Genomic DNA, 21,232 nt, shown 5'->3' with positions numbered 1-21,232 from the left:
TGCTGACGCGCCAACATATCGGTTGCGAGATCAATCAGGACAGCAAACCCTGCGCAAAACGTCCCCGTCAGAACGGCTGAAAGAATAATCGCGCGCAGCATTTTAACCGACCGACCCTTCCAACGAGATAGCCACAAGCTGTTGAGCTTCCATGGCAAATTCCATCGGTAGCGCCTGAAGCACCTCTTTGCAGAAGCCGTTCACCACCAAGGCCACGGCCGTTTCTTCGTCCATGCCGCGCTGGCGGCAATAAAAGAGCTGGTCGTCGTCCACTTTCGATGTGGTGGCTTCGTGTTCAACGCGGCTCGAGTTGTTTTTGACCTCGATGTAGGGAACAGTATGCGCTCCGCATTCAGAGCCGATCAGAAGCGAGTCACACTGCGTGTAATTGCGTGAGTTTTTGGCCCGTGGGTGCATTGAGACAAGACCGCGATAGGTGTTTTGCGCTTTGCCCGCCGAGATACCCTTCGAGACGATCCGGCTTTTGGTGTTCTTGCCAAGGTGGATCATCTTCGTGCCGGTATCGGCCTGCTGCATATTGTTGGTAATGGCGATGGAGTAGAATTCGCCCTGACTGTCATCACCGCGCAGGATGCAGGACGGGTACTTCCACGTCACGGCAGAGCCGGTTTCGACCTGAGTCCACATCACTTTCGAGCGGTCACCCCGGCAATCGGCGCGTTTGGTAACGAAGTTATAGATGCCGCCTTTGCCGTTCTCATCACCAGGATACCAATTTTGGACAGTCGAGTATTTGATCTCGGCGTCGTCCATCAAGACAAGCTCGACAACCGCTGCATGAAGTTGGTGCGTGTCACGCTGCGGAGCGGTGCAGCCTTCGAGGTAAGAGACGTATGCTTTTTCATCGCAAATGATCAGCGTGCGCTCGAACTGGCCGGTGTTTTCAGCGTTGATGCGGAAGTAGGTCGACAGCTCCATCGGGCAGCGAACACCCGGTGGGACGTAGACGAACGAGCCGTCGGTGAAGACGGCAGAGTTGAGCGTTGCAAAGTAGTTGTCGGACTGCGGAACGACGGTGCCGAGGTACTTCTTCACCAGTTCGGGATGCTCTTTGATGGCTTCCGAGATTGAGCAGAAAATCACGCCTGCTCTTTTCAATTCGGCCTGAAAAGTCGTACCAACTGAGACGCTATCGAACACGGCATCAACGGCCACTTTTCGGCCCTCGGACGGCGCATCATCGGCTCCTTCAATACCTGCCAGAATCATCTGCTCCTTCAGCGGAATTCCGAGTTTTGCATATGTTTCCAGAAGCTTGGGGTCGATTTCGTCCAAAGACTTCGGTTTTTCGGCCATGCTTTTGGGTTTGGCGTAATAATACTGTTCCTGATAATCAATCTTCGGATAATCAATCATCGCCCACTCGGGCTCGTCCATTTTCAGCCAACGCGCGTAGGCTTGCAGACGCCATTCCAGCATCCACTCAGGCTCGCCGTTTTTTTCGGAGATCAAGCGCACGATGTCCTCGGACAGACCTTTTGGTGCGTAATCCATCTCGATGTCGGTGGCCCAACCGTATTTGTACTCGCCGGAGAGCGAGCGCACTGCATCGACCGTTTCCTGATCGACGCCGTCTTTCACATCGGTATTGTCCAACGCTGCCATGTCTGGCTCCCTTTTTACGCCGCTCGATCGCGGTGTTTACGTTCCTGTCTGAGCCACGCTTCGCAAAACCGCAGCACATCATCTTCTATCGTTTCGGGGCCAAACGACACGCGCAAAGCGCATTCTGCCTGGCCGTCACTTAATCCCATTGCCCGCAAAACGCGCGGGACTTTGACCTTGCCTGACGAACAGGCCGAACCGCTTGAAACCGCGAATCCGGCAAGGTCCATCTGCATCACTTGCGTCTCGCCCTTCCAGCCCGGCGTGACGAAACATGATGTGTTCGGCAAACGTTCAAGATCATACCCGACAAAAATAGTCTCTTTTGCGTCAGATGCCAGTGTCTTTTCTAGAATGTTTCTAAGTTTCTCGACGCGCGTCCAGGCGCCCTGGTTCAATTCTTCCAGGGCGGCGGTCGCCGCCGCGCCAAAACCTGCGATTCCCGCAACGTTTTCGGTGCCTGAACGCCGGCCCAGTTCCTGCCCGCCGCCAAGCTGAAGAGCTGCTATATCAGTACCTTCCCGGACAATCAGTGCGCCGACGCCCTTCGGACCGCCGATTTTGTGCGCTGAAAGGATGGCCAGGGTCGCGCCGGACCACGCAAAGCTCCATGGGATGCGCCCGACCGCCTGCACAACATCGAGAAGGAGCGTGTCGCAAAGAGTATCGCCATAAGACCAACGCCCTTGCCCGTCCGTTTCAGGCAGGCTGACCACCCCCGTTTCCGAATTCGCAAGGCCCATAGCCAGCGTGGCGGCACCACTTTTGGCATGTGTCAGGTCGAAATGAGCCCAAAGGCAATCATGGGCGGTCTCCTGAACGCAGACCGCGTGGGTTTGCGACAACATGCGCAATACCGAAGTGGCTTCGGTGGCGCCGCTGGTGAAGACGACTTCAGACGGCTTACACCCGACCAGTTCGGCGACCGATCCGCGTGCGCGTTCGACCAACCCGCGCGCGATCCGGCCCTCGGCATGAACGGAAGACGGGTTGCCGACCTGATCCAAGGCGTGAATCATCGCTGAACGGGCCTCGGGGCGCAGGGGCGCTGTCGCGTTCCAGTCCAGATAGACGCGGTCACGCATCCGCACCAACCCAACAAGCCCAGAGTGTCAGGGACGGGTGGCACACGGCGGCACGTCGTATTCGATGCGCGTTTTTCACGCCTCGTCCACCACCTCGAAAAGAGCCGGAACGGCCGGGCATGGCGCAAGCTCGTTGCCAACAATGTCGCTCAGGCGGGTCTGGTGCAAAAACACATAGACCTGCGCCGACAGCCCTTCCCACAGACGGTTGGTCAGGGATTGCGCGCGGCTGCCGGATACAGCGCCCGAAGCACCCGCGCCCTTATGGAGGGCTGAGACGGTCTCATCGACTGCGCCAAGGATTTCGCTAACGCGAATAAGCGTCGGTGATTTGGCAAGGCGGTAACCGCCGCCAGGGCCGCGCACAGATTCAACAAGCCCGGCCCGGCGCAGCTTAACGAAGAGCTGCTCGAGATAAGGCAGCGAAATATCCTGACGCTTTGAGATTTCGGCCAAAGACAAAAGCGTCCCCTCCGCCACCATCGCCAAATCCGTCAAAGCCACCATCGCGTAGCGGCCCTTGGTGCTCAGCTTCATCCTACACGTTTCCTTAACTCATTGACCTTTCCGGCCCCATTGCTTAGTTCAGCCGGGATCAGTCGGGGTCACGCATCTCCGATTTAGAATGCTTCTAAAGACCCTGACCAATTCCGTCAAGAATTGGCGGGCGCCGCGGGGCGACAAACATAATGGGGACCCATGCCCGAAGTCATTTTTCCTGGACCGGAAGGTCGTCTCGAAGGCCGCTACCACCCGCAGAAAATCAAGGACGCACCGATTGCGATCATCTTGCATCCGCACCCGCAGTTCGGGGGTACGATGAACAACCGCGTGGTCTACAATCTGCACTATGCGTTTTACAACATGGGCTTCACGGTCCTGCGGTTTAACTTCCGTGGTGTCGGACGCAGTCAGGGCGAATACGATCAGGGAGTGGGCGAATTGAGCGATGCGGCTTCCGCGCTCGATTACCTACAGTCGATGAACCAGAACGCCAAACATTGCTGGGTCGCCGGTTTCTCGTTTGGTGCATGGATCGGGATGCAGCTTTTGATGCGTCGGCCGGAGATCACCGGATTTATTTCGGTGTCGCCGCCTGCGAATATGTACGACTTTTCGTTTCTGGCACCCTGCCCGGCTTCGGGTCTTGTAATCAACGGCACTGCCGACCGGGTTGCGCCACCGCGCGATACCCATACGCTTGTCGAGAAGTTGCACGAGCAAAAGGGCATCACGATCACCCATCAGGAGATCGAGGGCGCCGGGCATTTCTTTGAAGATCCGCACATGGAAACGATGATCGGCAACACTTCAGAATATGTGACCAGACGTCTGACCGAAACGTCGCGCTAAGGCGAAGGACCTTTCCATGATGAATTCGGCTTAGCACCGCTGCCAATTGGTATGCGGTGGTATACCGACTTTCCATTAGACGCCTGTTGCGGTACCGATCCTGCAAGTCCACCTCTGTGGTCCGAGGGAGCGTTCGCACATGTCTAAGATCAAAGTTGAAAACCCTGTTGTCGAGCTTGACGGCGACGAGATGACCCGGATTATCTGGGATTTCATTAAACAAAAGCTGATCCTGCCCTATCTCGATATTGATCTGCTTTACTACGATCTGAGCATACAAGAGCGCGATCGCACCGAAGACCAGATCACCATTGATGCGGCGGAAAAGATCAAAGAGGTCGGCGTCGGCGTCAAATGTGCGACGATCACGGCTGACGAAGGTCGCGTTGAAGAGTTCGGCCTAAAGAAGATGTGGCGCAGTCCGAACGGGACCATCCGTAATATTCTGGGAGGTGTCGTGTTTCGCGCACCGATCATTTGCAAAAACGTCCCACGCCTTGTGCCGGGATGGACGCGTCCCATTGTCATTGCACGCCACGCTTATGGCGATCAGTATCGGGCCACAGATATGAAATTTCCCGGCCCCGGAACGCTGTCGATGAAATTCGTCGGTGATGACGGTGAAGTCATTGAACATGAGGTTTTCAAGGCGCCGTCTTCGGGCATCTACATGGGGATGTATAACCTTGATCACTCGATCATTGATTTCGCCCGGGCCACGTTCAACTACGGGCTGTCGCTTGGGTGGCCGGTGTATCTTTCCACGAAGAATACCATTCTGAAACAATATGATGGTCAGTTCATGATCCTGTTTCAGAAGGTATTTGATGAAGAGTTCGCGGACCAATTCAAGGAAGCCGGGATTTACTACGAGCATCGTCTGATTGACGACATGGTGGCGTCTTCGATGAAGTGGTCCGGTGGGTATGTCTGGGCGTGCAAGAACTACGACGGCGACGTGCAGTCTGACACGGTGGCGCAAGGGTTTGGCAGTCTCGGATTGATGACCTCCATCCTGATGACCCCGGATGGAAAAATCGTAGAATCGGAAGCGGCGCATGGCACCGTGACGCGTCACTATCGCCAGCACCAGAAAGGCGAGGCGACGTCGACCAACTCGATTGCGTCGATCTTCGCGTGGACTGGTGGTTTGAAGCACCGCGCGAAACTGGATGACAATGCAGCGTTGATGTCGTTTGCCGAGACGCTTGAAAAAGTCATCGTCGACACCGTGGAAGCCGGGTTCATGACCAAGGATCTTGCGCTTTTGGTTGGACCTAATCAGCGTTGGTTGACGACCTCCGGTTTCCTTGAGAAAATTGATGAGAATCTTCGGAAAGCGTTGAGCTAGCCTCGAGCTAGCCTCATCTGAACTAAGTGTCGCCGGGGTCCCACAGGGGCGGCGGTACTTTTGGTCGCCAGCCTTTTCGCGCTGAAAATGGGTGTTGTCGCGCGCCAAAGTTTCGATATGTTTTTCCGCACCGGTGTAAGTCTGCAGGTCGTGAGTGCGATCGCGATAGGCCTTACGATGTCCTTCGGCTACGACGTTCTTGTGGCACTTGGGTTAGTCCTTATGCAGGCCAAGGTCGTGGCGCAAAAATTAGTCGCGGTCGAGCTGCCGTCCGTCCTCGCGTAGCTTAAGGCAGTAAGCTCGACGATCCTTCCTATCGAGTTGTTGAAGAAATGGCCGATGACGACGGCACTGCCGCTTTTGGTCGGCAAGCCGCTTATGCACAAGCTCGACACGTTTTTGTCGCGCTATCGCGACGCGATCTTCCGCCAGTATGATGGATCGATTAGTTGGCATAACGCCTTGGGTTGGCACGTGGAAATCGTTGCCCCTTTGATAGTCGTGTTCGCCGCACTTGGACTATCAGTATCATCGGTCCGGCTTTGGGTGATCCTGGTTTCTGTCAAATTGCCGTTCTGGCTTGTCGCTGCATTTAGCTCAGGAGTGCGGATGACATGGGCGACGATCGAAAAATAGAGTTCAAAACGGTTGCGTTTTTTTCGGCTTGGCTTGCTCTGGCGCGTGATCCAAAGGCGCCTGCCAAAAGGGTATCTCGAGCGGAAACGGGGGATTGATTTCCGCGTGGCGCGGATGGTTGTGCGGCAAAGGTGGCTGACGGTTCGCCAACTTGCTGATTGCAAGGACAGCCTTTCGCTCCGCAGCGCGGTCATTCGTGCTCGGTGACGTCAAAAAGGCGACGATTAACTTTTGTTAATCCGCCGGGACTTCGACTGCCGTGACCTCCCGCGTCGAGGAAAACCCCGCAGCACCGATAAAGCGTGTCGTAGTGTCGGTGTCCGTCAACACGATTGTCTCATCGAAACCTATAACACCGCTTAACTCCGCGCCAGCGTCACCGTAAAAGACCGCGCCAAGGCTTGTCGCGGATTTGCAGTCCGCACCGGCCTCGCAAATCATGTCTGGCGCCGCCGCAAAACCGTTCCCGTTAATGGCCGCATTAACGAAAATCATGGAGTATTGGTCACGTTCGACCTTGGGGTCGAAAAAGCCGTTCAACTGACCGGAGGCGCTCGCCCTTTTAAAATCTACCTCGATGGTGATCGCGCCAATTGTTTCCAGTTCGTCATTCAAAAGACCTCCATCCGCATCCAGCAATTGACCGTAGCCGAAATACGACCCCCGATAGGTCGGGTCTCCGGACAAAACGAGAATATCGTCTGGATTTGTTTGAAAACCGATGGCAAAGAATCCCTCGGTATCAATTGCTTCACCTTCAGAGGGCGAGGCATACTTCCCGTAGGTGTAAAGTCCTCCCGTCGCCGAATGGGCAAGCGCATAGTTCAGGTATCCCCAAACGGTTTGCCCACTTTCAAGCGTTGCCTGGCCGTCAACAAAGGTTAACGTCTCACCATCAAGCGTTATAACCATATCGCGCGCTTCATAGGCAGTGAAGCCAACAGGCAAGGTCGCAACTTCGTCGCTGATGACAACAACGGTATCATTGCCCTCCGAATCACGCAGAAACCGTGCGACGGTCACGCTGATTGTCTGCTCTTCGATATCCGACAATGCCAGACCTGCTTCGGCATATTCCAAGCCATTTGCGCCGTTCAGGTACGCAGAATCGATCGGCCGCGACGGATAGCTCACGCCACAGCCCGCAAGCCCTACGCACATCAAGCCATTGATATATTTTGCATATTTCAACGCAGCCCTCGTCAATCGAAATGTCGCAAAGAACGCGACAAGACGTGGCTAACAAGGGATTGGGGGAAAAATATGGCAGCGAAGTATCCAGAAAATCCCTGCCGATCCGCGCCGCAGAAATCAGTCGTCGCGCGCTAAACGCACGACTTCCGCTGGTTTGACCGCTGCTGGTGTATCGGGGGCCAATTCTTCGAAGTCAAAATTATCAAGTTTGGAGGCGCGCTTGCCTGCGCGTTCGGCCGCAGTCCCAATCCCGTCAAGATCTGCGCGCGCCTGATTGAAATGTGTATCAAGCTTTTGTACCCGCTCGACGACCAATTCGACATCCCGGTGCAACATCCGTAGCGCTTTGCGGATGGCGCCCGCCTGTTCGCGCATGCGCGCGTCTTTCAAAATAGCCCGCATCGTGTTCAAAGTGGCCATGCAAGTTGTCGGAGACACGATCCAGACGCGGGCGTTGAATCCGTCTCTAACGACCTCGGGAAAGTTGGCATGAAGTTCGGCGTAGACAGCCTCGGACGGCAGGAACATCAAAGCCCCATCGGCCGTTTCTCCATCGACAATATAGCGCTCGGAGATCGCCCTGATATGGGCGCGAACCGATGTTCGCATGCCGCGCGCGGCCTCAGCGGTTTCGCGGTCGTTGGTCGCGTTTCTGAGGGCTTCGTAGGCCTCCAGCGGGAACTTAGAATCGATGACAATCGGTCCCGGCGGGTTTGGCAAATGGATCAGGCAATCCGCACGTTTGCCGTTGGATAGAGTGGCCTGAAGCGTGTAAGCGTCGGGCGGTAATGCCTTGGAAACAATGTCATTTAACTGAATTTCGCCGAACGCGCCGCGGGTCTGTTTGTTGGACAAGATATCCTGCAGACTAATGACGTCTCCGGACAGTTTCTCGATATTGGCTTGTGCTTTGTCAATCGTCTTGAGCCGCTCTTGCAACTCACCGAGCGACCGGGCGGTGCGGGTCGCAGAGCCTTGCAAACTCTCGTTCATCTTGGTGCCGACTTCGGCCAGTCGCTGCTCCATCAGTTTGAGCATGTTTGCCTGGCTGGCGGCCTGTGCTTCACTTACATGGGTAAGGCCACCCGAGAGCTGATGCTGGCCGTCCGAAAGGCTTTGAACACGTTGGCCAAGCGCGTCGATATTGTGGGCGAGCGGTGACATCATTGACGCAGATTGTCCGGCGCGCCGCACAGTCATGATCAACAACACGAGCACCAGAACCACAACGAACACGCCGGCAAGTGACAACAAAAGAACTGGGTCGCTGAACGCGTACTCGGTGTCGCCAATCCGGATCATCGACGGCCAAACAGGCGTTCGATGTCTGCAAGCTTCAGTTCGACGTAAGTCGGGCGGCCGTGATTGCATTGGCCCGAATGCGGGGTTGCTTCCATTTCGCGCAACAGCGCATTCATTTCTTCGCCGCGCATCTGGCGGCCCGAGCGAATTGAACCGTGACAGGCCACGCGGCTCAGGATTGCGTCAAGACGTGATTTAAGGGCCGTACTGTCGCCAACATCCTGAATTTCATCGAGAATATCTTTGACCAGTGCTTCGGCATTGACGGTTCCAAGGATCGCAGGCGTCTCGCGCACCGCGATGACACCCGGCCCAAACGGTTCGATGCCCAGCCCCATGGTCGCAAGATCATCGGTAAGATCAAGAAGACGCGAGGCCTCGGCGCCCAATTCGACGATTTCTGGTACAAGAAGCGCCTGCGCTGCCACACCGTTTTCCGCCATCTGGCGCTTCAGTTTCTCGTAGACAAGACGCTCGTGCGCGGCGTGTTGGTCGACGATCACCATGCCATCTGCGGTTTGTGCAATGATATAGTTTGCATGCACCTGCGCGCGCGCCGCGCCAAGTGGCAAGTCTTCCGAATGGGGGGCGTTTTCGACGTCGTCTGTGCGCGCTGATGGTGCCTCAAACACCTGATCTGCTTCGGCAAATCCCGCCTGAGCGTACGATGAATACCCAGTCGCCGGTCGACGATCCATTTGGTAAATACGTGGGCCTTCAGCGGGCGTTTGGAACGCGCCGAGGGTCTCGCCCGCGACGGTCGTTGAGGCGCGGTGGCCCGCTTCGGCCAAGGCGTGTCGCAGCCCCGAGACGATCAATCCGCGCGCCACTCCGGGATCGCGGAAGCGTACTTCGGATTTCGCCGGATGCACATTCACATCAACGAGTTGCGGGTCGCAGTCGATGAACAAGACAGCTGCGGGGTGCCGGTCGCGACTGAGGAAATCCATATAGGCGCCGCGAAGCGCTCCGATCAGCATTCTATCCCGGACGGGTCTGCCGTTCACGAACAGGTATTGCTGCACAGCCGAGCCACGCGAATACGTCGGCAAGGCGGCAAATCCGGTCATGTGGAGACCTTCACGCTCGGCATCGATGGCCAAGGCATTCTCGGCAAAGTCGCGCCCCAGCACAGTACGCAGGCGGCGCGACAGTGCTTCGATCGGAGAGCCGGTTTCAGCATCGGCGATGAACAGGGACCGGGCGGCGTCGGTTGCCTCGGTCAATGTGATCCGCAGATAGGGCTCGGCCATCGCAAGGCGTTTGACCACGTCTATGACGGCCAGCATTTCGGCGCGATCGGTCCGCATGAATTTAAGGCGCGCGGGTGTGGCGTAGAAAAGATCGCGCAATTCCACGATGGTCCCTAGGCGACCGCCAGTGGGGCGCACGGTCGACATCGCGCCCCCTGACACTTCGATTTCAAAGGCGTCGTGACCTTCGATCCGCGAGGTGATGCGCAAACGTCCGACAGCGCCAAGTGAAGGCAAAGCCTCGCCACGAAATCCGAATGTGTGGATGTTCAACAAGTCTGTGCCGTCAATTTTCGAGGTGGCGTGACGCGACAATGCGAGCGGCAAATCAGCCCGCGAAATACCGCAGCCGTCGTCTTCGACACGGATAAGCCGCTTGCCGCCTTCAGCCACGGTGATGTCGATGCGTTTTGCGCCAGCATCGATTGCGTTTTCCACCAGTTCCTTAACAGCGGACGCCGGGCGCTCAACGACTTCACCTGCCGCAATCCGATTGATCGCGCCTTCGTCAAGCTGGCGAATTTGCAGGCGTGGCTGGCTTATGTTGGGGTCCGACGAATGCATGCCACTAGGGATAGCAGGGCGCAGGTCCCTCGTCCACGTCGAATGAAACGTTTCCTAAGGCATTTTAGCCTGCTAAACAGGGACGTGCGCCCCCCTTCGGAGACCAAATGGCCAATACACGCGCAATCGTCTTGATGACGGCTGCGATGGCGGCGTTCGCATCCAGCGATGCCTTCATCAACCGGGCGTCAGGAACGTTCCCTACGGGGCAATTATTTGCGGTCACTTCTCTGGCAAGCTTTGCGATTTTCTTCGTCGTCATGCTGAGGAATCGCGACGCACTTTTTACAAAAATGCTGTTCAACAAGGCGGTTATGATCCGCACTACCGGCGAGGTCTTTGGCTCGCTCGGCTATGTAATGGCGTTGACGCTGATCCCGCTTACAACAGCTTCGGCGATGCTTCAGGCGCAGCCCCTTGCCATGACGCTGGCCGCGGTATTTTTCCTTGGCGAACGTGTCGGTGCACGGCGATGGGCGGCCGTGGGTGTGGGATTTATCGGGGTCATCCTGATCATCCGACCCGGCGCAACTACATTTGATCCAAACATCTTGTGGACACTGCTAGGAATTATCGGTTTGACGGCCCGTGACCTTGGAACGCGCATGCTTCCCAAAGACGTGTCGACGCCTTTTGTATCGGCTTGGGCATTGATCCTTCTGTCATTGCTTGGGGTTGCGATCACGCCATTCACCGGCGCATGGCAACCCATTGACGCCGGTAATGTCGGCTGGTTGGCGGGCATTTCTGTCTTCGTCGCGATGGCGTTTTTCTTCATTAACGGCGCGCTTCGTATCGGTGAAGTGTCTGCGATTGCGCCATTTCGCTACACGCGTATGGTGTTTGCATTGGTGATTGCCATCCTCCTTCTTGGAGAGCAACCAGATGCGTTGACCTGGGCGGGGATCGCGCTGATTGTTGGGTCGGGTATCTATGCCTTTCTGCGCGAGCGTCAGATTGCACGGGCCACACAGGCCACCTGACGCGCACGCAGACTTGCGTATGTTAGCGATCACAGAACTCACTTTCCCCGACCGCCAAAGGGCTGTTATAGAGCAGCGAGATCACAATTAATCCGAGGGACACCATGAGCACGATCATCGACATCCACGCCCGAGAAATCCTCGACAGCCGCGGCAATCCGACGGTTGAGGTCGACCTCTATCTTGAAGACGGAACGATGGGCCGCGCAGCCGTGCCATCGGGCGCATCGACCGGCAAACATGAAGCGGTCGAAAAGCGTGACGGCGATAAGGCGCGCTATATGGGTAAAGGCGTTCTAGACGCGGTTGCGGCCGTGAACGGCGAGATCGCTGACGCGCTGGTAGGCTTCGATGCGACCGAGCAACAAGCCATCGACGCGGCGATGATCGAACTTGACGGGACTGACAACAAAGCCAGATTGGGCGCGAACGCGATTTTGGGTGTGTCACTTGCGGCTGCGAAGGCAGCGGCAGATTTTTCGATGCAGCCGCTGTATCGCTATGTGGGCGGAACGGCTGCGCGCGTCTTGCCCGTGCCGATGATGAACATCATCAACGGCGGTGAGCATGCGGACAATCCGATCGACATTCAGGAATTCATGATAATGCCGGTCAGCGCGGAAAATATCCGTGATGCGGTACGCATGGGCTCAGAGATTTTCCACACGCTGAAGAAAGAGCTGTCTGCGGCAGGTCTGTCGACCGGGATCGGTGATGAAGGTGGCTTTGCACCGAACCTTTCGTCCACCCGCGATGCGTTGGATTTCATTTTGCGTGCGGTTGAAAAGGCCGGATACACCCCGGGTGAAGATATCATGCTGGCGCTAGATTGTGCGGCGACCGAGTATTTCAAGGACGGGCGCTACGAGCTTTCTGGCGAAGGGAAGTCGCTAGGCTCGGACGAGAACGTGGCCTACCTTGCAGCTTTGGTGAAGGATTACCCGATACTGTCGATTGAAGATGGCATGGACGAGGACGACTGGGACGGTTGGATTGCACTGAACCGCGAGCTTGGTGACAAGGTTCAGCTTGTCGGAGATGATCTGTTCGTGACCAATCCCGAGCGGCTTGCACGCGGCATCGAGGAAAAAGCTGCAAACTCGCTTTTGGTGAAAGTGAACCAGATCGGCACATTGTCCGAAACACTGATGGCAGTTGATATGGCGCACCGCGCGCGGATGACAGCAGTGATGTCGCATCGCTCGGGCGAGACCGAAGATGCGACGATAGCGGACCTCGCTGTGGCGACGAACTGTGGGCAGATCAAGACCGGATCGCTTGCGCGGTCCGATCGGTTGGCTAAATACAACCAATTGATCCGTATCGAAGAAATGCTCGAAGAAACCGCTGTTTATGCAGGTAAATCGATTCTGCGTTAAGGAATTTGTTCTGCGCGGGGCCCTTGGTGCTGGCACTGTGAAATACTATTTTGGGCAGGGTCTTCCCCTGCCCATTTTCTTTGAGGAAGGCGTTCTATGACTGCCGATGACATCATCAAGAAACTGCGCTTGGAACCGCATCCTGAAGGCGGGTTTTACCGCCAGACATGGGAGGCCGACGACGCACCGCGAGCGTCCGGGACCTGCATCTATTTCCTTTTAACCGAGGGGCAGCGCAGCCACTGGCACCGGGTTGATGCGGTTGAGATCTGGCACTTTTACGCAGGTGATCCTTTGATTTTGCGGACTGCCGATACCGCAGATGGTCCAGTTAATTCGCTGGTTTTGGGCGCCAATTTGTCCGCCGGACAGGAACCGCAAGGGATTGTCGCGAAGGACGCGTGGCAGTCAGCCGAGACCACCGGCCCCTGGACGCTGGTTGGATGCACAGTGTCCCCGGGGTTTCGCTTTGACGGATTTGAGTTGGCACCGCCCGGATTTGACTTCACCTGAGGCAAAGGCCGCAGAGTCAGTCAGATCGCAGTCATCGACTTCAACGCGCCCGGGCGGCTGATTTGCCCGCCGCCGACGGGCGCCGCCACGCGCGTGGTTCCAGGGGCCGAGGTTGACATGCCCCGTGCAACGCGGACTGCGAGATACGCGAAAGCCTGCGCTTCAAGCATGTCTCCGTCGAGACCGGCCTCTTCGACCGGGGCCACGGGGCAGTCCAGCAATGCTGCAATCATTTCCATCAAAGCTGGGTTTTTGCGCCCCCCTCCCGTCACCCATGCTTGTTCCGGTGGCATGGGACATTGTGCGATACCTTTTGCGATGGCGCCCGCGGTGGCGGCGGCAAGGGTTGCGACGGCGTCCGCGTCTGAAAGGTCTGAAACCGCGTCGTTCCAGTCATGGAAATCATCGCGGTCTAGCGATTTTGGCGGCACCCGCCGGAAAAACTGCTCTTTCGCAAGGAGGTGTTCGAGGATGTCTCCGTCAACGACACCTGCTGCGGTGAGCGCACCATTTTTATCCATCCGCTGACCCAGTCGATCCGCCATAAGGTCATCGATACGTGCGTTGCCGGGACCCGTATCGAAGGCCAAAAGCGCACCCGGTGTCTCTGGGCTTTGCATGGCAGGGTCGATCCACGTCAGGTTCGCGACACCGCCGATATTGAGGAAGACGCAAGGCTTTTGGGCACCGATATGGCGGGACAATGCGAAGTGATAAAACGGCGCAAGCGGCGCGCCCTGTCCGCCTAATACCATATCATTACTGCGAAAATCCCAGACGACAGGGGCGTCGAGAACCTCGGCCAGAAGCGCTCCGTTCCCTGCCTGATGTGTGTGTGCTGCCTCGGGGCGATGGGCGGTGGTCTGTCCGTGGAAGCCGATAAGGGCAGCATTCTTGAAACCCGAAAGTACTTCAGCATGGGCGGTTTCGACAACTTCAGCCGCAGCGGCGACGTCCGCGCCGTCCCATTTCCCCAAAGCCGCGCGTAAAGTGACCCGTTCGCTGTCGGTGTAAGCGCGATAGGCGGTGTCACCGAACTCGAAAACGGTCACGCCATCGGTCAGGATCATTGCCGCATCAACGCCATCCAGCGACGTGCCTGACATTGCGCCAAGTGCCCATATCGGTCCCGTGTTTGACATGCCTTCCCCTCACCCGCTCTGCGCTTTATACCCGCGCGAAAGCCTGAATACCTCGGGCGACAATCATAGACGATGGCCCATGACCTACCACCCAAAATCCGATTTTCTTGCCACGATCATTGAACGCGGCTTTCTGGCAGATTGTACCGACCTGCAATCGCTGGATAACGCGCTGATATCAGGAGTTGTGCCCGCCTATATCGGTTACGACGCGACAGCGAAGTCTCTACATGTGGGGCATTTGCTAAACATTATGTTGTTGCGCTGGTTCCAGAAAGCAGGCGGCAAGCCAATCACGTTGATGGGTGGCGGCACGACGAAGGTTGGCGATCCGTCGTTTCGTGCGGACGAAAGGCCCCTTCTGACGACTGCGCAGATCGACGACAATATCTCCGGCATGCAGCAGTCGTTTGCGCGATACCTGACGTATGGTGACGGGCCGAGCGATGCGATCATGCTGAACAACGCGGAATGGCTGGACACGCTGAAGTACCTCGATTTTCTGCGCGATATCGGGCGGCATTTTTCGGTCAACCGGATGCTGAGTTTTGAGAGCGTGAAGTCACGTCTTGATCGTGAACAATCGCTGTCATTCCTCGAGTTTAACTATATGATTCTGCAGGCTTACGACTTTGTGGAACTGAATCGGCGGTATGGCTGCTTGCTGCAGATGGGTGGCTCGGATCAGTGGGGCAATATCGTCAATGGTATTGACCTTACGCGCCGGGTTCTGGAAAGCGAGATATTCGGACTGACGACGCCTTTGCTGACGACAAGCGACGGCCGCAAGATGGGCAAGTCGCAGGGCGGCGCGATCTGGTTGTCTGAAGATATGTTGTCGCCCTACGAGTTTTGGCAGTTCTGGCGCAACACGACGGACGCGGATGTGGGGCGGTTTTTGAAGCTTTACACTGAATTGCCCGTAGAAGAGTGCACCCGCTTGGGCGCACTTGAAGGCTCCGAGATCAATGCCGCAAAGATACGCCTAGCCAACGAAGTAACGGCTTTGTTGCATGGGTCTGAGGCGGCGGAAACAGCTGAGGCCACATCGCGCGAAGTGTTTGAAAAGGGCGGTGTCGGGGATGATTTGCCGACACTGACCCTAACGGCTGATGACTTGGCCGACGGGATTTCTGTGGTGCAGGTCTTTGTGCGCGCGGGTCTTGCGAAGTCTGGCAAGGAAGCCAAGCGGTTGATCTCGGAAAATGGCGCGCGGATGGACGACACGCCTTTGACGGATGCTGGTTTAATGCTGGATGCGGTGGCCTTGGCATCGCCGGTGAAGTTGTCCGCGGGTAAGAAGCGGCACGCTTTGGTGGTTCTCGAACGCTAAATCTCCGCCTCGAAGGCTGAAGGGCGGCAATTGTCATCAGCCCCTCCTGTCGCGCGAGTGGTTCAGTTCAACTTCCAGTCTCCATCCGGAAAGAACGCGTGGAATGCGAACGCGAACATGACGTCGTGAGGCAGATCGTTGCCGCTTGCATCACGCACGCGCACTGTCCCCACATCGCGCCCGGCGCCGATGGTGTATTGGTCAAGGGCCGAGGCCTGCCCTGCCCGCCAGCTCAGTGTAATCCCATCTTGCGTAATCACTTCTTCTTCGCGCAGACGATCGAAGGTCCAGGCTTTTTCAGCAACGCGCACGACACGCATCAGGGCCGGAATATCGTGGGGTGGAAGTTCGCCTGAATAAAGGAATGGCCGCGTCGAGGTGTCGTAGCCAACATATGGATTACGGCCGTATTGGCGGGGCCAGCGCGGTTCGTCCATGACGAGGCCTTCGGGATTGCGCGCTTTGAATTCGGCCCAGCTTTCCATCCATGTTGGCAGTTGCGTCAATTCAACGCCGGTCAACTCCCCCACGATCCCCGTGCCAATGGCTTGCTGCCACCAGCTTTCGGTTTCGCGGTCATACATGACCATATCCGAGTTCCGAAGCTTGCCCGAGACGCCAAAGCTTAGGGTTTGGCCATCGACGCGGCGATCAAAGGTGATGCCAGAGTTGCACAAAGGGCAAAACGTGACCGCGATGGGAATGCCGTTCACCGTGTCGTTGGCGATCTCATGCCATGTGAGGTAGCGGATCGGATAGGTGCGTGGTTCGGCGCCGTCGATCTCGACCGTGATGACTGGTTCCATATCGACCAAGCGTGTTTCGCTTGCCGCAGGGATGAAGGACACTTCATCAAGGGCCGGAATGCCGTCTTTTGGCGGCCCACCTGACAAGATTTCCACCCAGTTTTCGACCGTGGTGTTTTCAAAGTCTGTGTTTGGCCATTCGAACTTCCAGAAGGACGGATCGGCATTGGCGGTAGACATGGCGCCTCCGATAGCAATGGCCGTGGCGGCGATAAGATGTGTCAGATGCATGGGGTCGCTCCTCCCGGAAAGATGGTGTGAGAAGAATGTGGCAGAGGAGCTGCCCTGGGCCTAGCCCTTATCACGCGAGGTTGATGGGACGAGAGAAACCGGATGATGCGTTGACAGGCGGAAAGGTGGCAGTCTTTGGTTCGCGTGAAGCAAAGGGACACACCGTGATGATAAACGACTATCTTTACGCGATAATTCCGGTGCCGCCTTTTATCTGGGTGGCCCTCCTCATGGCCGCCTTTGGCATCTTGAGTTGGCAGCGCTTTCGCGTCACCGCAGACGACGCGTTTCTGCTCAGCCACTCCAACGGTTTGGCGGTTGCGTTAACCGTGACGGCGGCCTCGGCACTTGCGCTGACTGCGGCGGACCGATTGTCGGGACCTGCCTGCCTTTTCGGGCATATCGGCCAGCTTTTCAGCATTCTGACAGCGTTGGTTGCTTTCGGTCTGGTGATCCGGGCGCTGATCGGTGGCAAGGATCGGGCCCGCGCTTATTTTCTCTGGCTGCTGCCACTTAACGCTGTCGCAACATCGATCCTCTTGAGATCGGCCGGGTCCTGCACAATCTAAGGACCCGGCCAAAGCTCTGTTATTTTGCTACCCTGACGCTCATCATCTGATCAGGTTCCCCGATCACAGAGCCATTGGCACCTTTGCCGAGCTTGATTGTATCTACGATGTCCATGCCTTCGACCACACGTCCAAAGACTGTGTATTGCCCATTCAGGAAATAGCCTTCGTCGAACATGATGAAGAACTGGCTGTTGGCGGAATTCGGGTCTTGGCTGCGTGCCATACCGACGATGCCACGATCAAACGGCACGTCCGAAAACTCGGCGCGAATTTCGCCACGCTCAGACCCTCCACGGCCCGCCATGCTCATATCGCCGCCGGCTTTGCCAAACTCAACATCGCCGGTTTGCGCCATGAAGCCTTCAATCACGCGGTGGAAGACGACGCCGTCATATGCGCCCTCTTCAGCCAAGGCTACGATTTGTGCCACATGCTCGGGTGCGATGTCTTCAAGAAGGTCGATCACAACCGTACCGCTGGTTTCCCCAGCTATTTCGATCACAAGGTTTGGGCCGGGACCGTCGGCTACATCCTGAGCCATGAGAGGCGACGTCGACAAAGCAAAAATAATCGCAAGTTTACGCATCAGCGGCCACCTTAACCGAGTGCATGCGATCCGGGTTCATCGGTGGCTCGCCGCGTGCAATGGCGTCGACGTGCTCCATGCCGGAAATGACCCGGCCATAGACCGTGTATTGACCATTCAGGAAAGCATTGTCGGAAAAATTGATGAAAAACTGGCTGTTGGCCGAGTCTGGGCTTTGGCTACGGGCCGCGCCGATGCTACCACGATCGTGCGGCAGTTTGGAAAATTCAGCAGGCACATCCGGCTTGTCAGAGCCACCAGTTCCCGCACGCCGCAGATCAAAGCCTTCAACAAAGTCACCGTGCTGAACGTCTCCGGTTTGCGCCATAAAACCGTCGATCACGCGGTGAAAAACAACGTTGTCGTATTCACCGGCGCGCGCCAACTCTTTCATACGTGCGCAGTGCTGCGGGGCCACGTCTGCCAAAAGCTCGATGGCAACGGTGCCGTCTTTGAGTTCAATCAGGATCGTGTTCTCAGGGTCTTTGTAGTCGGCCATCTGGCGCTCCTTTTTTTCGATTTGGGCGGACCCTAATGCGGGTGTCGACTGAGGAAAAGGGTGAAAGGCGCGGAACCGCCTGTTGACCTGCGCGACGGCTGGGATAGGGAATGGGAAACCCAGAGCGATAAGGAGAGCGGATATGGCATGGAAAACCCTCGATGATATGGATCTGAACGGAAAGCTGGTGCTGACGCGTGTCGACCTGAATGTGCCAATGGACGGGACGACGGTCACTGACACGACCCGCATCGAACGGATCGTGCCGACGATCACGGATATTATTGCCAAGGGCGGCACGCCGGTGATGCTTGCGCATTTCGGCCGCCCCAAAGGGCAGCCAAACCCCAATATGTCATTGCGCCTTGTGATCCCGGCCCTGACGTCGGCCTTGGGCCGTGAAGTGACATTTGTTGAACACCCGGATCGCGCGAGCCTTGATGCCTTGCCGGAAGGGGCTGTCGTTCTGGTCGAGAACACCCGGTTTTCTGCCATGGAAGAAGCCAACGATCCGCGCATGTCCGGGTTTTTGGCAACGCTGGGCGATGTATATTGCAATGATGCGTTTTCTGCGGCGCACCGCGCGCATGCCTCGACCGAAGGCGTCGCGCATTTGCTTCCGGCATGCGCCGGACGGTTGATGGCGGCCGAATTGAAAGCGCTTGAGGCCGCATTAAGTGCTCCGGAACGACCGGTTGTGGCTGTTGTGGGCGGTGCCAAGGTGTCAACTAAGCTTGATCTTCTGGGCAATCTGGTGCGCAAGGTCGATACTTTGGTGATCGGCGGCGGCATGGCGAATACGTTTCTTGCCGCTCAGGGTTACGGCGTTGGAAAGTCCCTGGCGGAGCATGACATGGCCGAAACAGCCCGCGAAATCATGGCCAAGGCTGAAGAAGCGGCTTGTGAGATAATCCTGCCCATTGATGTGGTGTGTGCGACAGAATTTGCGGAAGGAGCCGACAATATCACGGTTGCCGCAGACGCATGCCCGTCTGATCGGATGATCCTAGATGCGGGTCCAAGGTCGGTCGCACGAGTGGCTGAAGTTTTTGAAGGCGCAAAGACCTTGATCTGGAACGGACCACTTGGGGCTTTCGAAATTGCTCCCTTTGACGCGGCGACCAATGCTGCTGCGGCGCATGCTGCGAAGTTGACCCGTGACGGCAAGCTGATTTCGGTGGCCGGCGGTGGCGACACGGTCGCGGCGTTGAATAAGGCCGGTGCGGCGGACGACTTCACCTATATCTCGTCGGCGGGGGGGGCTTTCCTTGAATGGATGGAAGGCAAAACTTTGCCGGGAGTTGCCGCTCTCGAACAGGGCTAGAAGACGGCGGGCGATTTGCGTAAAAGCAGACGAAACTCAGATCACGAGGATATCATGGCGAACGAACAACAAGCAGAACAGATGCGCTCGGGTCAAGGCTTTATTGCGGCTCTTGATCAATCGGGTGGCTCGTCCCCAAAGGCCCTGAAGCTATACGGTGTCGAGGAAGACGCGTATTCTTCGGACGCCGAGATGTATGACCAGATCCACGCTATGCGCGCGCGCATTGTGGCGGCCCCTGCGTTCAACGGCGACAAGGTCATCGGAGCCATCTTGTTCGAGATGACGATGGATCGCGCATTCGCAGGTAAGCCCGCGGCAGAATATCTATGGTCTGAAAAGCGCGTTGTGCCGTTCCTGAAATGCGACAAGGGACTTGAGGCGCAGGCCAACGGCGTGCAGCTAATGAAGGCGATCCCTGACCTGGATGCGCTTTTGGCGCGTGCGGTTGGTAAGGGCGTTTTCGGCACGAAGATGCGCTCGGTTATTAACGCCGCCGATCAGACCGGTATTGCTGCAATTGTCGCGCAGCAGTTTGAGATCGGTCGCCAAATTCTTGGCCATGGGCTTATGCCGATCCTTGAGCCGGAAGTGACCATCACGATTTCAGACAAGGCGGACGCCGAGGCGATCTTGCAGGACGAGATCCTCAAAGCTCTGGACGCGCTGCCCGAGGGCACAGAGGTTATGCTGAAACTGTCGCTGCCAACGGTTGCCAATTTCTACGCGCCGCTGATTGCGCATCCGAAGGTGATGCGCGTCGTGGCATTGTCGGGTGGGTATTCGCGCGACGACGCAAACGCCCTTCTTGCCCAGAACACCGGCATGATAGCATCGTTCAGCCGCGCGCTTAGTGAAGGCCTGTCGGCACGACAGTCAGACGCGGACTTCAACACGACAATCGCAAGCGCCATCGACGAGATTTATCACGCCTCGATTACCTGATAGCGCCGTTTGATGTCAGAATGTACCGCCGCGCCTGAAAGGGGGCGGCGAAATCGTGCTTGGGCCCTAAAAAAGGAATTCCCAGTCCGCGTCGGTTGTGTCACATTATCGAAACAATCGCTCCGTAAGAGAGCAACCAGAGGCAGTAAATGAGCACCACCCCAAAGCGACCCTCAATCGGTGTCGTCGTGTATTTCGCGGCAATGTTTTCGCTTGGGCTGTATTTCACATTTGCCAGCGTGCAGGGAGACTTTGGCTTGTTCCGCCGTGTCCAGATAGATGCCGAAGCCGCCTCCCTGGCTCTTGAGAAAGACCGTCTGGCCGTCGAGGTTGCCAGTCTTGAAAACAAGACAAAGCGGATGTCGGATGACTACCTTGATCTTGATCTCCTCGACCAGCAGGCGCGTGATATTCTTGGCCTGATCCGGTCAGACGAGATTGCATTGAATTAGGGGGCGGGCTGTCAGCTTTGTGGACATTCTGGCGCTTCGCCGAAGTCTTCCGGTCATAGCTTTCGCTATTTTTGCGCTCTTTGATTTCGCGATTGATTGGGCA

22 protein-coding genes are annotated in these 21,232 nt (G+C 56.8%); 12 read left to right on the top strand and 10 right to left on the bottom strand.

The window, feature by feature from the left end; all coding sequences use genetic code 11:
• Positions 1 to 102: 102 nt before the first annotated feature.
• From sufB to Q1B15_RS16060, 3 genes are all read right to left on the bottom strand, one after another.
• Positions 103 to 1,626: a Fe-S cluster assembly protein SufB gene (sufB, locus tag Q1B15_RS16070; RefSeq protein ID WP_299755481.1), complete on the bottom strand. Its 1,524-nt coding sequence runs from the start codon at positions 1,624 to 1,626 to the stop codon at positions 103 to 105.
• A 14-nt stretch (positions 1,627 to 1,640) separates the two neighbouring features.
• Positions 1,641 to 2,711, bottom strand: coding sequence for an aminotransferase class V-fold PLP-dependent enzyme (locus tag Q1B15_RS16065; RefSeq protein ID WP_299755479.1), 1,071 nt, complete (start codon positions 2,709 to 2,711; stop codon positions 1,641 to 1,643).
• A gap of 75 nt (positions 2,712 to 2,786) precedes the next feature.
• Positions 2,787 to 3,248, bottom strand: a complete 462-nt coding sequence (locus Q1B15_RS16060) for an Rrf2 family transcriptional regulator (protein ID WP_299755478.1) — start codon at positions 3,246 to 3,248, stop codon at positions 2,787 to 2,789.
• A 162-nt stretch (positions 3,249 to 3,410) separates the two neighbouring features.
• Here Q1B15_RS16060 and Q1B15_RS16055 point away from each other — a divergent pair, with 162 nt between their 5' ends.
• The 4 genes from Q1B15_RS16055 (at position 3,411) to Q1B15_RS16040 (ending at position 6,051) form a co-directional block, all read left to right on the top strand.
• Positions 3,411 to 4,064 carry an alpha/beta hydrolase gene (locus Q1B15_RS16055; protein ID WP_299755475.1) on the top strand — a complete coding sequence of 218 codons (654 nt, stop codon included), beginning with the start codon at positions 3,411 to 3,413 and terminating at the stop codon, positions 4,062 to 4,064.
• A 139-nt stretch (positions 4,065 to 4,203) separates the two neighbouring features.
• Positions 4,204 to 5,415, top strand: coding sequence for an NADP-dependent isocitrate dehydrogenase (locus Q1B15_RS16050; protein WP_299755473.1), 1,212 nt, complete (start codon positions 4,204 to 4,206; stop codon positions 5,413 to 5,415).
• 60 nt (positions 5,416 to 5,475) lie between these two features.
• Complete coding sequence (locus Q1B15_RS16045; RefSeq protein ID WP_299755471.1) at positions 5,476 to 5,700, top strand: hypothetical protein; 225 nt, start codon at positions 5,476 to 5,478, stop codon at positions 5,698 to 5,700.
• A 54-nt stretch (positions 5,701 to 5,754) separates the two neighbouring features.
• Positions 5,755 to 6,051: a hypothetical protein gene (locus Q1B15_RS16040; protein ID WP_299755468.1), complete on the top strand. Its 297-nt coding sequence runs from the start codon at positions 5,755 to 5,757 to the stop codon at positions 6,049 to 6,051.
• Positions 6,052 to 6,285: 234 nt separating this feature from the next.
• Here Q1B15_RS16040 and Q1B15_RS16035 read toward each other — a convergent pair whose 3' ends face one another.
• The 3 genes from Q1B15_RS16035 to mutL all read right to left on the bottom strand — a co-directional run bounded on the left by Q1B15_RS16035 (position 6,286) and on the right by mutL (position 10,364).
• Positions 6,286 to 7,242, bottom strand: coding sequence for a transferrin-binding protein-like solute binding protein (locus Q1B15_RS16035; RefSeq protein ID WP_299755466.1), 957 nt, complete (start codon positions 7,240 to 7,242; stop codon positions 6,286 to 6,288).
• Positions 7,243 to 7,362: 120 nt separating this feature from the next.
• Positions 7,363 to 8,547, bottom strand: a complete 1,185-nt coding sequence (gene rmuC / locus Q1B15_RS16030; RefSeq protein ID WP_299755464.1) for a DNA recombination protein RmuC — start codon at positions 8,545 to 8,547, stop codon at positions 7,363 to 7,365.
• Entirely contained in the window at positions 8,544 to 10,364 is a 1,821-nt protein-coding gene (gene mutL, locus Q1B15_RS16025) for a DNA mismatch repair endonuclease MutL (protein WP_299755462.1), read from the bottom strand. Before mutL ends, rmuC begins: the two co-directional genes overlap by 4 nt.
• A 107-nt stretch (positions 10,365 to 10,471) precedes the next feature.
• On the opposite strand from mutL, the gene Q1B15_RS16020 reads away from it, so the two are divergent.
• From Q1B15_RS16020 to Q1B15_RS16010, 3 genes are all read left to right on the top strand, one after another.
• A complete protein-coding gene (locus Q1B15_RS16020) occupies positions 10,472 to 11,347 on the top strand; it encodes a DMT family transporter (protein WP_299755459.1) in 876 nt (291 codons plus the stop codon).
• 104 nt (positions 11,348 to 11,451) lie between these two features.
• A complete protein-coding gene (gene eno / locus Q1B15_RS16015; protein ID WP_299755456.1) occupies positions 11,452 to 12,726 on the top strand; it encodes a phosphopyruvate hydratase in 1,275 nt (424 codons plus the stop codon).
• A gap of 96 nt (positions 12,727 to 12,822) precedes the next feature.
• Positions 12,823 to 13,239 (top strand): cupin domain-containing protein, encoded by a 417-nt coding sequence (locus tag Q1B15_RS16010; RefSeq protein ID WP_299755454.1) that lies wholly within the window; start codon positions 12,823 to 12,825, stop codon positions 13,237 to 13,239.
• Positions 13,240 to 13,259: 20 nt separating this feature from the next.
• Here the strand turns inward: Q1B15_RS16010 and Q1B15_RS16005 are convergent, their stop codons facing one another.
• The gene (locus tag Q1B15_RS16005) at positions 13,260 to 14,381 is read right to left on the bottom strand and encodes an anhydro-N-acetylmuramic acid kinase (protein ID WP_299755452.1); all 1,122 of its coding nucleotides are present in this window, start codon (positions 14,379 to 14,381) and stop codon (positions 13,260 to 13,262) included.
• 79 nt (positions 14,382 to 14,460) lie between these two features.
• On the opposite strand from Q1B15_RS16005, the gene tyrS reads away from it, so the two are divergent.
• Positions 14,461 to 15,714: a tyrosine--tRNA ligase gene (gene tyrS / locus Q1B15_RS16000; protein ID WP_299755450.1), complete on the top strand. Its 1,254-nt coding sequence runs from the start codon at positions 14,461 to 14,463 to the stop codon at positions 15,712 to 15,714.
• A 62-nt stretch (positions 15,715 to 15,776) separates the two neighbouring features.
• Here the strand turns inward: tyrS and Q1B15_RS15995 are convergent, their stop codons facing one another.
• Positions 15,777 to 16,751: a DUF3179 domain-containing protein gene (locus Q1B15_RS15995; RefSeq protein WP_299755448.1), complete on the bottom strand. Its 975-nt coding sequence runs from the start codon at positions 16,749 to 16,751 to the stop codon at positions 15,777 to 15,779.
• A 167-nt stretch (positions 16,752 to 16,918) separates the two neighbouring features.
• Here Q1B15_RS15995 and Q1B15_RS15990 point away from each other — a divergent pair, with 167 nt between their 5' ends.
• Complete coding sequence (locus Q1B15_RS15990) at positions 16,919 to 17,320, top strand: hypothetical protein (protein WP_299755446.1); 402 nt, start codon at positions 16,919 to 16,921, stop codon at positions 17,318 to 17,320.
• 19 nt (positions 17,321 to 17,339) lie between these two features.
• Here the strand turns inward: Q1B15_RS15990 and Q1B15_RS15985 are convergent, their stop codons facing one another.
• Both Q1B15_RS15985 and Q1B15_RS15980 read right to left on the bottom strand, forming a co-directional pair.
• Positions 17,340 to 17,864, bottom strand: coding sequence for a peptidylprolyl isomerase (locus Q1B15_RS15985; RefSeq protein ID WP_299755483.1), 525 nt, complete (start codon positions 17,862 to 17,864; stop codon positions 17,340 to 17,342).
• Positions 17,865 to 17,901: 37 nt separating this feature from the next.
• The gene (locus Q1B15_RS15980; protein ID WP_299755444.1) at positions 17,902 to 18,408 is read right to left on the bottom strand and encodes a peptidylprolyl isomerase; all 507 of its coding nucleotides are present in this window, start codon (positions 18,406 to 18,408) and stop codon (positions 17,902 to 17,904) included.
• 142 nt (positions 18,409 to 18,550) lie between these two features.
• Here Q1B15_RS15980 and Q1B15_RS15975 point away from each other — a divergent pair, with 142 nt between their 5' ends.
• From Q1B15_RS15975 to Q1B15_RS15965, 3 genes are all read left to right on the top strand, one after another.
• Positions 18,551 to 19,732, top strand: a complete 1,182-nt coding sequence (locus Q1B15_RS15975) for a phosphoglycerate kinase (RefSeq protein WP_299755442.1) — start codon at positions 18,551 to 18,553, stop codon at positions 19,730 to 19,732.
• A gap of 54 nt (positions 19,733 to 19,786) precedes the next feature.
• Positions 19,787 to 20,677, top strand: coding sequence for a fructose bisphosphate aldolase (locus Q1B15_RS15970; protein WP_299755440.1), 891 nt, complete (start codon positions 19,787 to 19,789; stop codon positions 20,675 to 20,677).
• 149 nt (positions 20,678 to 20,826) lie between these two features.
• On the top strand, positions 20,827 to 21,129 hold the full coding sequence (locus Q1B15_RS15965; protein WP_299755437.1) for a septum formation initiator family protein: 303 nt from the start codon (positions 20,827 to 20,829) through the stop codon (positions 21,127 to 21,129).
• The last annotated feature ends 103 nt before the right edge of the window (positions 21,130 to 21,232 follow it).

Origin of the sequence: uncultured Boseongicola sp., from assembly GCF_937988555.1 — a bacterium.
Lineage (GTDB): Bacteria > Pseudomonadota > Alphaproteobacteria > Rhodobacterales > Rhodobacteraceae > Boseongicola.
The sequence above is the reverse complement of the archived record's forward strand: the minus strand, read 5'-3'. Positions and strand labels throughout refer to the sequence as shown.